The organism is Actinoplanes sp. L3-i22 (assembly GCF_019704555.1).
Taxonomy (GTDB): Bacteria; Actinomycetota; Actinomycetes; order Mycobacteriales; family Micromonosporaceae; genus Actinoplanes.
Genome location: NZ_AP024745.1, coordinates 890,202 through 902,991 on the forward strand (window position 1 = coordinate 890,202; position 12,790 = coordinate 902,991).

Sequence of the window (12,790 nt, forward strand, 5' to 3'; positions counted from 1 at the left end):
GGCCGCCACGCGACGCGCGCGTGCAGCCGGTGGTCACCGGCTGTCGGGTGACCACCCGCCCCTGAGCGCGCCGCCCAGCGGCCCGGAGCGGGCCGGGCGTCGCGACACAGTCGAGGCCACGGGCGTCGTGACCGCGTACCGTCAATGGGTTTATCGCATTTGGGAGACCCGGGCGCGCAGGTCCTGGGTGCGGCGGCGGCTCTCGCTGGTCGCGCCCAGGAAGATCAGGACGACGCCGACCGGCACCAGCATGACCCAGGGGCCGGCCAGGCTGAAGACGAACGTCAGCGCGGCGACGACGGTGGCGACCGTGCCGATCACCACCGGGGCCTGCTGCCGGGTCCGCGAGCCGATGATCAGCGTGGTGACGCCGCCGAGCAGCAGCAGCACCTCGCGGATGTCCTGGTGACTGCTGCCGACCAGGACCAGCGCGACGGTCGGGATGAACGCCGCGAGCAGGGCCGGACCATACGCCGCCCAGCTGCTCAGCTCCGGGCGGTGATGCGCCTCGACGACCCCGACGGCGAGCGCCAGCGCGGCGAAGGGCAGCGTGTACGCCTCCCAGAGCGCCACGTCGGCCAGCGCGATGAACAGCCACCAGCCGACGATCTCGAAGCCGACCGCCAGCCAGAACAGCATCCGCCGCTGACTCGCCGTGCGGTCCGGGCGGGACGCGGTCAGGCCGAGCACCGCACCCCAGGCGGCGAGCAGCGCGGCCAGATGGGCCGGCGAGTCGAAGGCCAGCGCACCGGCGATCGCCGCCGACGCGTAACCGCTCCACTCGACGGTGACCGCCTCGGCGCGGAACTGCGCCAGGCCGAGCCGGGGGAGCAGCGACTCCAGGGCGAGCAGCCCGGCGCCGACGGCGAGCACGCCGAACGCCGCCCAGTGCCGGTCCAGCCCCAGCGCGATCGCCCCGGCCAGCACGAACATCTGGCCCATCAGCGCGGCGAACAGCCAGCCCAGCAGGCGGGCCGCCGAGGTGCGCCCGGCGATCGCGGCGACCAGCCCGACCCCGACCGCGGCACCGAGCGTGAACAGCGTCAGGTCCTGCCGGGCCAGGCTGCCGGACAGCCCGGCACCGCCGGCCAGCAGACCGATCACGAACACCACGGTCCGGGTGCCGCGCAGCATCGGCGAACGGCTGGCCACCGGCGGCAGGGTGAGCGCCAGCCCCAGCATCGAGATGGTGAAGACGGCCAGCGCCGCGCCGGTCGCCGCCGGGAACCCGGCGTGCAGCGCGATCGGGGTGATCAGCAGGGTCAGCGCCACCCCGGGCAGGATCACCGGCACGGTCTCGGCCGCCCGGCCGCCGAACCCCAGCGCGGCGATCGCGGCCGCGCCGGTGAGCAGGACCGCGGCGAGCGCGCTGGTCGCGTCGACAGTGCCGGCGGCCGGCGAGATCAGCGCCGGGACCGGGCCCTCCCACACCGCGGAGAGCTGCTTCATCGGGTCGATCAGCGCCGCCCGCAGAGCCGGGGCCAGCGAGAACAGCGCGAGCACGGTGGGCAGCAGGGCGAGCATCACCGCGCCGGTCGCCGGGTCGTTCAGCCAGCGCTGGAACAGGCCGCCGCCGCGCAGGCGACGGGCCCGCTGGTAGCGGATGTCACCGGCGGGGAACTCGTCGACCACGCTCGGCCGCATCGGCGCCGGCACCGAGCCGCGCAGCATCTCGGCGAGCACGCCGAGCAGGGCGGCGGCCGCGGCGTAGAGCGCCGTCGGGTACGACGACGGCACCGAGACCAGCGCGGTCACGGTCGCGCCGAGCACCAGCCCGATCGTCGCCCAGGGCAGGTACTGCGGGACGTGCCGGCCGAGCAGGGCCAGCAGCGCCAGCCCCAGGCTGGAGCCGGCCAGCGCCGCGGTCAGCACCACCTGGGCACTGTTGCCCTGGTCGGCGGCGAACGCGGCGAACACACCGGGCAGGGCGAGCAGCACCGCCCCGGTCGCGGCGCCGCCGATCTGCGCCCGGTGCGGGAGCAGGACGAGCTCCCGGCCGCGGGCGAAGGCCGCGGTCAGCGCGCCCAGCAGGACGATCGTGAGCAGCGCCATCCCGGTCGACCACGGGCGGGCCAGACCGACCGCGGCGGCGTGCAGCAGCACGATGGCGGCGACCGCGGCGCGGGCCCGGGCGGCCTGCGGGTCGGTGGTGGCGAGCGCGGCCAGCAGGTACGCCGTGGCGACCGCGGCCGCGATCAGCAGCGGGGACCACCAGGGCAGGCCCAGCGCCCACGGGGCGCCCATCGCGGCCAGCGCGGCGCACACCCCGGAGGCGTAGTGCGACCACGGCCGGGGCAGCGCGATGGCCGCCGTGATCGCGACCATGACCAGGGCGAACGGCGCCTGCCAGGCACCCGGCGGCGGGTTGACCGCGAAGTGCTCGACGTCGGTCGCCCAGACCGGGCCGGGGGCGGACAGGATCCGCAGGCTGCCGCCGACCGCCTGGACCCCGGCCAGCCCGGCGACCACCAGCGCGGCGATCCCCAGACCCCGGGACGGGCCGCGCTTCCAGTCCTCCATCAGCACGGTCACGCCCATGCCGACCAGCAGGATCACCACGCCGGCGACGGCCAGCGGGGCGGTCGGGAAGGCGAGCGCGGCGACCCGGGCGAGCGCGCCGCAGATCGCCACGGTGGCGGCCGCGGCGGCCCAGTCCGGGCCGTCCATCATCCGATCCGTACGCCCGCGGTTGTCGATGCTCTTCGCGAAGAACAGCAGCAGCGCCGCGGCCAGCAGCAGCGCGCCGACGGCGACGTCCGCCGGGGCGCGGCCGGGCGCGAACAGGGCGGCCACGGCCAGCGCGACCGCGCCCACGCCGGTGCCGAGGGTCAGCGGGAAGCTGATCTCCCGCCGGGCCACCTGGAACACCGCCGCGTAGCTGAGCGTGCCGGCCACCGCGAGGAAGCCGGCGGCCAGCGCCGGGACGGTCGCCGCCGCGGTGGGCGGCGGGCCCTGACCGGTGTCCGAGATGGCCAGCGCGGCGGTCACCGCGGCGCCCGGGATGGCCAGGGCGGCCGCACCGGACGCCCAGTCGCCGATCACCCAGGCGAAGATCTTGAACGGGATCTGCCGGGCCGCGATCGTCACCATCACGCCCGCGCCGGCCAGCGCGGTCAGCACCGCGGCGGTCAGCCAGGTGGCGGAGAGCGCGGCGCCGGCCCCGAACAGGCCGACCACGCCGGCCGTGGCGACGTGCGTGATCGCGATCCGCCGGGTGGTCGACCAGAGGCCGCCGGCACCCAGCGCGATCGAGGCCAGGACCAGCGGCCAGGGCGCCTCGGACCAGTTCAGCCCGAGCGAGGCGGGCAGGGCGAGCGCGGTCAGCGCGACGCCGATCACCGCGCCCTCGTGCCGGATCGCGGCGGGCAGGGCGAGCGCGGCGGCGATCGTCACCAGCAGCGCGCTGAACACCAGCAGCCAGCCGGCCGGGCTGACCGCCTCGGCCAGGGTGCGGGCGTAGTCCGCGGTGTCGGCGTGCCAGATCGGGCGGGCCGCGACGACCGGGGCGAGCGCGGCGCGGACCGCGTCGATCGCCACGAACACGCCGATCAGGGCCAGGGCGCCGCTGGCCGCCCACTGCGGGCCGGCCCGGACCGGCTCCGGCAGCAGGCCGGCGATCGCGCCGGCGACCGCCACCGTGGCGGCCGCGACCACCAGCGTCCAGCGCGGGTCGACGACCGCGGCGAGCCGGGCGGCGGTGCCGATCACCGCGAGGGCGAGCACCCCGCCGGCCACGTGCCGTTCGATCGGGTGGTCCAGCAGTTTCGCCGCGGCCACCCCGGTGAGCGCGGCGGCGATCAGGATCAGGCCGGAGCGGAACGCGTCCGAGAACACCTCGGCCTGCAGCAGCGCGACCGAGGAATAGAGCAGCGCGCCCGCGCACGCGAAGCAGAGCAGCGCGAACGTCAGCTCGCGCAGCCAGTCCGCCGAGGGCGGGGTGGCCGGCGCGGCGAGCGGAACGGCACCGGCCGGGCCGGCGCCCTCCGGCCGGGGGCCGGGGAAGATCCGGGTCGGGATCCAGCGGCGGCGCTTCGGCCGGAGCCCGGAGATGATCAGGTCGGGCTCTTCCGGCTGGGACTCCGGGCGGGGCTCGGGCGGGGCCTCGGAGTCGGTCATCTCGGCCGCGTTCGCCCGGTCGGCGAAGGTCGGCCGGCCCAGCGGCCAGCGCGGCACCAGCCGGCCCTGCTTGATCACCCGGGTGAGCAGCAGCAGGTCGAGCACGGCCACCGCGGTCAGGGCCAGGCCCCAGCCCGCCGGGCTCTGGATCCACGGGTACGCCAGCAGCGGCGCGACCGGCTGGGTGGCGATGACCGTCGCGTAGCGCGGGACGGCCAGCTTGTTGGCCATCGCGTAGACCGAGCTCGCCACCGCGGTGATCGCGAACGTGATGCCCAGGTAGAGCGGGGCCGCGATGGCGTGCCCGCCGCCCAGCGGACTGCCGTGCAACGTGTACAGCGTCATCGGCAGCAGGATCAGGCCGATCGCCGCGATCGTCTCGGCGGTCGAGGTCAGCGTCCGCTTGGCCACGCCCGGCGCCACGCTCAGCGCGATCGCGGTGAACAACGCCAGGATGGTCGCGCGGGCCACCGGGTTGGAGAAGGCCACCCCGGCGAAGACCACGGCGGCCACGCCGATCAGCAGCGCGCCCAGGACCAGCAGGATGGTCTGCACCGACTGGGTGGACGCCTCCGGCCCGTGCTCCAGCGGCGCCATCGGCTGCCGGGCCGACCGGCGGGCGTTGCCCTCCGGCCCGTCGGCGGTGGGACGCCGGGGCGCGCTCTTCGGCGCGGCCGGCGGCGGCTCCTCGCCCGGGCCGGTCGCCCGGGCGCCGGGCGGTGGTGGTGGCGGGAAGTCCTCGGCCGGGCGGCGCGTGCCGGTGCCGGCCCGCCGGGACTTGCCGGCCTTCTGCTTCTGCGCGTGCGCCAGGATGTCCTTCTGGAACTGGGCAGCCTGGATCTTGCTGGCGATCTTCGTGCGGGTGGAGGCGGCCTCCATGTCCTGCTGCTTGAGCGCCGCAATCGAGGCGTCGATCCGAGACAGCTGCTCGCCGTAGTCAGGCTCTTCGGCCTTCGCCACCGGTCCTCCTCGCCAGCGTGCCGCTCCGTAGTTAGAGCATGCCGGTACGCCACACCATTAGAACAGTCTCAACCGGGTGGAGATCTGTTGAAACGGCCCCGAACCCGGCAGTGACCTCGCGGTGGCGATATTCGGCACAGTCGAGATCCGTTGCCCGGCGTACGCTACGCGCCAGTAACATTGCGGGCGGGTTCCCTGAACGCTCGTTCGTTTGTTCGTTCGTGCGCTCAAGGTCGGCTTCGTTGAAGAGGGAAGGGCAAGGGACATGTCTGATTTCGACGTCTACCGGCTGCCGGAGGATCACGAGACCATCCGTGCCGCCGTGCGCGAGGTCTGTGACGCCCGGGTGGCTCCGAACGCCGCCGAGGCGGATGAGACCGGGGAGTTCCCGAAGGCGTCGTACGACGCCCTGCGCTCGTCCGACTTCCACGCCCCGCACATCCCGGTGGAGTACGGCGGCGCCGGCGCCGACGCCCTCGCGACCGCGATCGTGATCGAGGAGGTGGCCCGGGCCTGCGCGTCGTCGTCGCTGATCCCGGCGGTCAACAAGCTCGGCTCGCTGCCGCTGATCCTGTCCGGGTCCGAGGAGCTCAAGCAGCAGTACCTGACGAAGGTGGCGGCCGGCGAGGGGATGTTCTCCTACTGCCTCTCCGAGCCGGAGGCCGGCTCGGACGCCGCGTCGATGACCACCCGCGCGGTCCGCGACGGCGACTCCTGGGTGCTCAACGGCGTCAAGCGGTGGATCACCAACGCCGGCGTCTCGGAGTTCTACACGGTCTTCGCGGTCACCGACCCGACGGCCCGCTCGCGCGGCATCTCGGCGTTCGTCGTGGAGAAGTCCGACCAGGGCGTCAGCTTCGGCGCCCCGGAGAAGAAGCTGGGCATCAAGGGGTCGCCGACCCGCGAGGTCTACTTCGACAACGTACGGATCCCGGCGAGCCGCATGATCGGCGCGGAGGGCACCGGCTTCGCGACCGCGATGCAGACGCTCGACCACACCCGGGTCACGATCGCGGCGCAGGCCATCGGCATCGCGCAGGGGGCGCTCGACTTCGCGCTCGGCTACGCCAAGGAGCGCAAGCAGTTCGGCAAGTCGATCGCCGAGTTCCAGGGCTTGCAGTTCATGCTCGCCGACATGGGCATGAAGCTGGAGGCGGCCCGGCAGCTGACCTACGCGGCGGCGGGCAAGAGCGAGCGCGGCGACGCCGACCTGACCTACTTCGGCGCGGCGGCCAAGTGCTTCGCCTCCGACGCGGCCATGGAGATCACCACCGACGCGGTGCAGATCCTCGGTGGGTACGGCTACACCCGTGACTACCCGGTCGAGCGGATGATGCGCGACGCCAAGATCACCCAGATCTACGAGGGCACCAACCAGGTCCAGCGGATCGTGATGGCGCGGCAGCTCCTGAAGGACTAGCAGCTCAGAAGTGTGGTGGCCGGGCGTTCACGCCCGGCCATTTTTTATGTCCGCCCGCGATCGGCAATCACCGTGATCTATTACACAGCGTCGCCGAGAATGCCTGCAGAACGCCCAAATGGTACGCGACGGGGTATCGGCGGCTGTGCGGCTGCGGTAGAACTGCGTCGTCCGATCTGACGGCCGCGTCCCCTGTGGAGTGCGCGCCGACTCGGGCACAGCGGCCAATCCGGCCGCTGGCGTGATGGCAACGGGGGTTCCATCGTGGCTTGCTGGACGCATCGCCGTGCGGCGGCTTCAGCCGCGGCCGGCAACACGACACCCACGTCACCGTCCGCGGGCTGACCACCGCTCCACGGCGACGGTGCCACCCGGCGGGGGCGGGCCGGCCCGCGCCACCTGACAAGCGTCGATCTCCGCCGACGTGCTGCTCGATCTCGGGAATGGGTCTCGTGAAATCTCTGATGAAACGCCGCCGGCTGCGCTGGGTCGCGGCGCTGGCCGCCGGCCTGGCGATCGCGGTCGCCGTACCGAACGACGCCGCGGTCGCGGCGCCGCCGCCGGTGGCGGCGCCGATCGCGTTTCCGCACGCGATGACCGTGACGGAGGCGATCCAGCAGTTGCTGGGCTCGGCTCCGGACCCGGCCGACTCGCCGATCGACGACGACGACCTCGATCGGATGCTGACCGAGGACCTCGCCGACTACGACGAGGACCCGGCGGTGCGCGCGGCCGCGAAGGCGGTCCTGGCCACCAACGATCCGGCGCAGATCCGGGACTTCCTGGACAACGGGCTGCCCGTCTACCGCAAGGCGGACCTGCAGCGCAAGAAGGACCAGGCCGAGCGGAACCGGGCGCAGGTCGAGGAGTGGGTCCAGACCGGCGGGCCGATCGTCCGGCAGCAGGCGCAGGCCGCCCTGGACTCCGGGAACGACGCGAAGATCGCCGCGTTCGTCACGTCCGGCAGGGACGCCGCCGACCTGGCCGACAAGCAGGACGTCCTCAACGCGGCCCAGCAGGCCAAGACGATCCAGGCCCGGGTGGAGCTGATGGTCGCGCACGGCGGCTACCAGGTCCAGACGCTCGGGCAGGCCGCGCTGGACAGCGAGGACCCGGTGGTGATCGCCGAGTTCTACAACACCGGCTATCAGGCGGCCAGCCAGCAGGACACCGACGCCCAGCAGCAGATCACCGACGCGCTGGCGGCCAGGTCCAAGGCGGTCGCCGATCTGGCCGACCTGGCGCAGCGGTCCGCGCAGGCCGCGGACGCGCAGAAGAAGATCATCCTGGCCAGCGTCGCCGCGACGCAGGCGCTGACCTCCGCGTCGAACGCGCTGAGCCTGGCCAACAAGGAAGCCAAGCAGGCCGACGCCGTCTACGCGGCGGACGTGCCGCTCCGGAAGGCCGGGCAGCCGACGCACACCGCGGACGTGGCCACGTTGCGGCAGCAGGCGTGTCAGGACGCCGCCACCACCCAGCGGTACGCCGACCAGGTCACCGGCCAGTCCGGGGTGGCCTCGACCGCCGCGGAGACGCTGGACAAGACCGGTCTGACGCACGGGGTGGCCTGGTCCGAGGTCACCCAGGCGCAGGCCGACGCGGGCACCGCGGCCGCGCAGGCCGCGATGACGGCCTGCCAGGCCTCGGTGGCCACCGAGGCCGCCAGCCGGACCCTGGACGCGGACCACAACGCGACCGTGGACGCCGGCAACGCGGTCAAGTACCGGCAGGCCGCCGAGCGTGAGCAGGCCGCCGCGGAGCAACTCGCCGACCGGGCCGAGAAGCTCGCCACGGCCGCGCAGGCCGCCGCCGCGGACGCCCACAACCAGCGGCTGCGGGCGGAGAAGGACGCCGACAGCGCCCAGGGGCACGCCGACAACGCCGCCGCCTACTACGCGGACGCCAAGCAGCAGCAGGCCAAGGCCCGGGCCGCGGCCGGCGCGGCGATCGGCCAGTCGATCACCGCGTATCAGGCGGCCGGCCGGGCGATCGACCAGCAGAACATCGTCGTGAGCAAGGCCGGTGAGGCGAAGCAGAAGCAGGAAGACGCGCTGGCCGCCGGCGCCCAGTTCGCCGACAAGGCCCAGCGGGCGAAGACGTTGGTCGAGAAGGCCAAGGCGGACGACGAGAACACCGACGCCAAGGAGTTGATGGCGCAGGCAGCCGAGGCGAAGCTGCTCGCCAAGGAGACCAACTGCAAGTACCCGGACAACCCGAGCGGGGACGGCTGTCCCGGCACCGCGGAGATGCAGCGGCTGCGGGACGACGCCGCCCGGCTGCGGACGCTGGCCAACGACGCGAAGAACGCCTCCGACCAGTCGAAGACGGACGCGAACGCGGCCTCGGACGCCTCCTCCGCAGCGGCCGCCGACGCCCGGCGGGCCGCGGCTGCCGCTGCCGCCGCCGCGGCGGACGCCCGCGCCGCCGAGCACCAGGCCGCCCTGGCCAGGCAGGACGCGGCGGACGCCAAGACCGCCGCGGTCCGGGCGATCAAGGACGCGAACACGGCGAACGCCGACGCGCGCGCCGCGGTGCAGGCCGCCCGTACCTCGATCGGCAAGGCCACCGCGGCCCGGGCGGACGCGGACCTGACCGCCCAGGCGGCGCAGGACGCCGTCCGGCAGTCCGCGATCGCCTCGTTCTGGTCGCGGATCTCCGGCCGGGCCGCGCTGGACGCGCGGATCTCCGCGGCCGGCATCGCCGACCCCGCCGCTTCCGCGATCGACGTCGCCTCCGGGTACGCCGCCACCGACAGCGACGCCGCGATGGCGGTCGACATCGCCACCAACGCTCTGCAGATCGGTGACGCGCAGGCCGACGCCGCGGAGCAGCACGCCGCCGACGCCGCGGCGGCGGCCGTCCACGCCCAGCAGATGGCCGACCTGGCCGTGGCTCAGGTCAAGCCGGCGTACCTGGCGGCGCAGAAGGCCGCCGAGGCGGCCAACCGGGCCGTCCAGGCCAGCAACGTCGCGGTGCACGCGGCCCAGAGCGCGGCGACCGAGGCGCTGGGCGCCGTCAACGCGGCCGAGGACGCCGCCGGCTCGGCGATGGACGCCGGGGAGTCGGCCGAGAACACCGAGATCGCGGCGGCGCAGGCCGGCAGCGACTCCGGGACGGCGCAGCAGGCGGCGACCAACGCGAGCGGCTACGCATTCAAGGCCCAGCAGGCGGCGACCAACGCCAACGCGCTGTCCCTGAAGATCACCGACGTCAGCAACAACATCACTTCGCTGTCCGACAGCGTCTGGGGCATCGCCCAGGCCATGTCCAAGATGGCCAAGGATCTGAAGAACGCGGCGTGGGCGAAGCACGACGCCGAGCAGGCAGCCGCCGAGAACAAGGTCAACTCTTGGATCGACGAACAGGCGAACTGGCTCAACGACCACGTCTTCGGCGGTTCCCAGGGCGGTAAGGGCATCACCGACAGCGCCGCCGCGATGGCGAAGGGCATGCTCGCCACCAGCAGTTGCGTCGGTGGCACGTTCCTCGGCAGCGACAACGCCGGCGGCGACGAGTGGACCCTTCCCGAAATCAGCTACCTCCCGAAGTCGGACGCGGCCTGCACCGCGCTGGTCGACGGGGTCAAGAAGCTCATCCTGGACCCGAAGCAGCTGCTGCACTGGGACGACTGGAAGACCAAGGGGTGGCAGTACACCCTCGGTGAGGTCGCCTTCGACATCGTCACCATCGGTGGCACCGACGGCCTCGGCATCCTCGGCAAGCTCGGCGAGGCCAGCGCCGTCCAGACCGCGAAACAGGCCATCCGGGACATCGCCAAGCTGTCCGCGAAGGACCTGCTCGCCGGCGTCGCGAAATTCGGCACCGAGAACATGGTCAACGCGATCAAGGCGCTCGGCACGGTCAACGCCGCTCGCCTGGTCGAACTGAGCACCAAGCTCGGCACCCGGATCACCTTCGCGGCGGACGAGCTCGCCGCGATGTCCAAGGCCGTCGTCGCCCGGGGCATGGACGCGATCGAGGACGCGCTGCGCAGGCTCAACGGCACGTCCGTCGTGCAGGGCCTGAAAGACCTCATCGAGAAGTGCTTCACCGCACACAGCTTCACCGCCGACACCCGCGTCGTGCTCGCCGACGGATCCACCCGGCGGATCGCGGACATCGCGGTCGGCGACCGGGTCCTGGCCGTCGATCCGGTCACGCACCTGCGCGGTTCGGAAACCGTCACGGCCCTGCACCGGAACGTCGACACGTCGTTCGCCGACGTGAAGGTCCGGGACGGAGCCGGTCGGGTCGCCGTCATCCACACCACGCAGAACCACCTGTTCTGGGACCAGACGAATCGTCGCTGGAACGAAGCGGGCCGGTTGGCGCCGGGCACGCTGCTCGGCTCGGCGGGTTCCGGGCGGACGACGGTCGTCGGCGTACGGACCTTCGGCGGCAGCCGGACGATGTACGACGTCACGGTCGACGTGTTCCACACCTTCCTGGTGGTGGCGGGCCGCACGGCCGTCCTGGTCCACAATGAGGGTGAGCCGCAGGCACCGCGGCCTGTTGTGGACAATGCGGATCTCCAAAAAATTGTCGACGCCTTGTATCACTCGCTTGCGATGCCGCCCGAACTTTCCCATCTGATCGTTGGGGACGGCACTGCCATGGCGGCGCTCAGCAGAGAGATCGCAACGGGAACTACATCGACCAACGGCGGTAATCATGGCAACTCGATTCCGCAGTTGAGGAGCGCCTTCAATAAATGGGTCACCCTGGACGGAATGCGGAAGCCCGGCCGGGGGTACGTCTCCTTCCTCCCTAAATCGGAGCGAGATCTCCAGGTCGCGACGAGTATTCTCAATGCAATGGATGACGCTTTGCTGGGTCAGTACAAGGGCTTCCAGTCATATCCTGGGCTGGGATGCTGATGGCGAGTCCCGCAGAGGTGGAGAAGCAGGCGGCGGCAAGAGTCGCGGAGGCCCTGATCTCAGCCGTTCCGGATTTCCGCGAATTCTACGAGGACAACATCGAGAACTACGACGAGTTCTTGTTCGTGTTGTTCTTCTGGGACGTCACCCAGGCGACGGTCCGGTCCTACCTCGGCGACCAGGAGGAGCCGGATTGGCGTAGCACACTCGGTTTCATGGAGGCGGCCGTGCAGTCTGCCGACGAAGCCGAGCGAAACGTCGTCGCCTACCGCTTCCTGTACAACCTGCCGAACCCTGGCACCCCGGGGCATGAATTGGTCGGCGAGTTGGGGCCGGAGCTGACGAAGAGATACGCCAGGCTGCTGCAGGGCAACTGAGCGGATCGGACGGGAATGGCCGGGTGGAGCTTCGCCCGGCCATTCCTCATGTCTGCGGGGCCTGGAACGTGCGGCGGTAGTGCTGCGGCGTCACGCCCAGGACCGTGTGCATGTGCTGGCGCAGCAGGGTGGCGCTGCCGAAGCCGGCCTCGGTGGCGATCCGCTCGACCGGCAGGTCGCTGCTCTCCAGCAGGGTCCGGGCGCGGTCGACGCGCCGGCTGATCAGCCACTGCAGCGGGGTCACGCCGACCTCGGCGACGAAGCGGCGGCTGAACGTGCGCTTGGTCATGGTGGCGTGGGCGGCCAGGTCGGCCAGGGTGAGTGGCTGGTCCAGCCGGGTCAGGGCCCAGGCCCGGGTCGGGCCGGTGCCGGCCGACGAGTCGGGCGGGGTCGGGTGGGCGATGAACTGGGCCTGGCCGCCGTCCCGCCACGGGGCGACCACGCAGCGCCGGGCGGCGTCGTTGGCGACCGTCGCGCCGTGGTCGGTGCGGATGATGTGCAGGAACAGGTCGATGCCGGCGGCCGCGCCGGCCGAGGTGAGGACCCGGCCGGCGTCGACGAAGAGCACGTCGGGGCGGACCTCGACGGCCGGGAACAGGGCGGCGAGCCGGTCGCTCAGCGCCCAGTGGGTGGTGGCCGCGAGCCCGTCCAGCAGGCCGGCGGCGGCCAGCACGAACGCGGACGTGCACGTGCTGACCACGCGGGTGCTGGGCGGCAGGGCGCGCAGGGCGTCCGCGACCGCGGGGTCGGGCTCGCCGCTCGCGGACGGTTCCAGGGTGGCGACCACGACCGTGTCCGCCTCGGCCAGCGCGCGCCGGTCATGGTTCACCTGAATCGAAAACCCCGCATTGGTACGGACCGGAGCACCGTCCAGTGAGCAGGTGACGATCTCGTAGCACCGTTCGCCGCCGGCGCCGCGCGCCTCGCCCAGCACCCGGATCGGGATGCCGAGATCGAAGGGGATGACGCCGTCCAGGGCGAGCACCGCAACGCGATGGGTCATGGCACGAATATTACGCACGATGTCATTCGAGCCACTG

The 12,790-nt window shown here is 72.7% G+C and carries 5 protein-coding genes; 3 read left to right on the forward strand and 2 right to left on the reverse strand.

What is annotated here, in order from left to right; genetic code table 11:
- Positions 1 to 150: 150 nt before the first annotated feature.
- Positions 151 to 5,076, reverse strand: a complete 4,926-nt coding sequence (locus tag L3i22_RS04195; RefSeq protein WP_221325684.1) for an SCO7613 C-terminal domain-containing membrane protein — start codon at positions 5,074 to 5,076, stop codon at positions 151 to 153.
- 265 nt (positions 5,077 to 5,341) lie between these two features.
- Here L3i22_RS04195 and L3i22_RS04200 point away from each other — a divergent pair, with 265 nt between their 5' ends.
- The 3 genes from L3i22_RS04200 to L3i22_RS04210 all read left to right on the forward strand — a co-directional run bounded on the left by L3i22_RS04200 (position 5,342) and on the right by L3i22_RS04210 (position 11,750).
- Positions 5,342 to 6,496 (forward strand): acyl-CoA dehydrogenase family protein, encoded by a 1,155-nt coding sequence (locus tag L3i22_RS04200; protein WP_221325685.1) that lies wholly within the window; start codon positions 5,342 to 5,344, stop codon positions 6,494 to 6,496.
- Positions 6,497 to 6,948: 452 nt separating this feature from the next.
- The gene (locus L3i22_RS04205) at positions 6,949 to 11,373 is read left to right on the forward strand and encodes a polymorphic toxin-type HINT domain-containing protein (protein ID WP_255657937.1); all 4,425 of its coding nucleotides are present in this window, start codon (positions 6,949 to 6,951) and stop codon (positions 11,371 to 11,373) included.
- Positions 11,367 to 11,750 (forward strand): hypothetical protein, encoded by a 384-nt coding sequence (locus L3i22_RS04210; RefSeq protein ID WP_221325686.1) that lies wholly within the window; start codon positions 11,367 to 11,369, stop codon positions 11,748 to 11,750. The genes L3i22_RS04205 and L3i22_RS04210 overlap by 7 nt, the downstream gene beginning before the upstream one ends.
- 46 nt (positions 11,751 to 11,796) lie before the next feature.
- Here L3i22_RS04210 and L3i22_RS04215 read toward each other — a convergent pair whose 3' ends face one another.
- A complete protein-coding gene (locus L3i22_RS04215) occupies positions 11,797 to 12,753 on the reverse strand; it encodes a GlxA family transcriptional regulator (RefSeq protein WP_221325687.1) in 957 nt (318 codons plus the stop codon).
- Positions 12,754 to 12,790 lie beyond the last annotated feature (37 nt).

Bases quoted from the DNA above. Each gene is read 5' to 3' on its own strand.
- L3i22_RS04200 (WP_221325685.1), top strand. From the start codon at position 5,342: ATGTCTGATTTCGACGTCTACCGGCTGCCGGAGGATCACGAGACCATC.
- L3i22_RS04210 (WP_221325686.1), top strand. From the start codon at position 11,367: ATGCTGATGGCGAGTCCCGCAGAGGTGGAGAAGCAGGCGGCGGCAAGA.
- L3i22_RS04215 (WP_221325687.1), bottom strand. From the start codon at position 12,753: ATGACCCATCGCGTTGCGGTGCTCGCCCTGGACGGCGTCATCCCCTTC.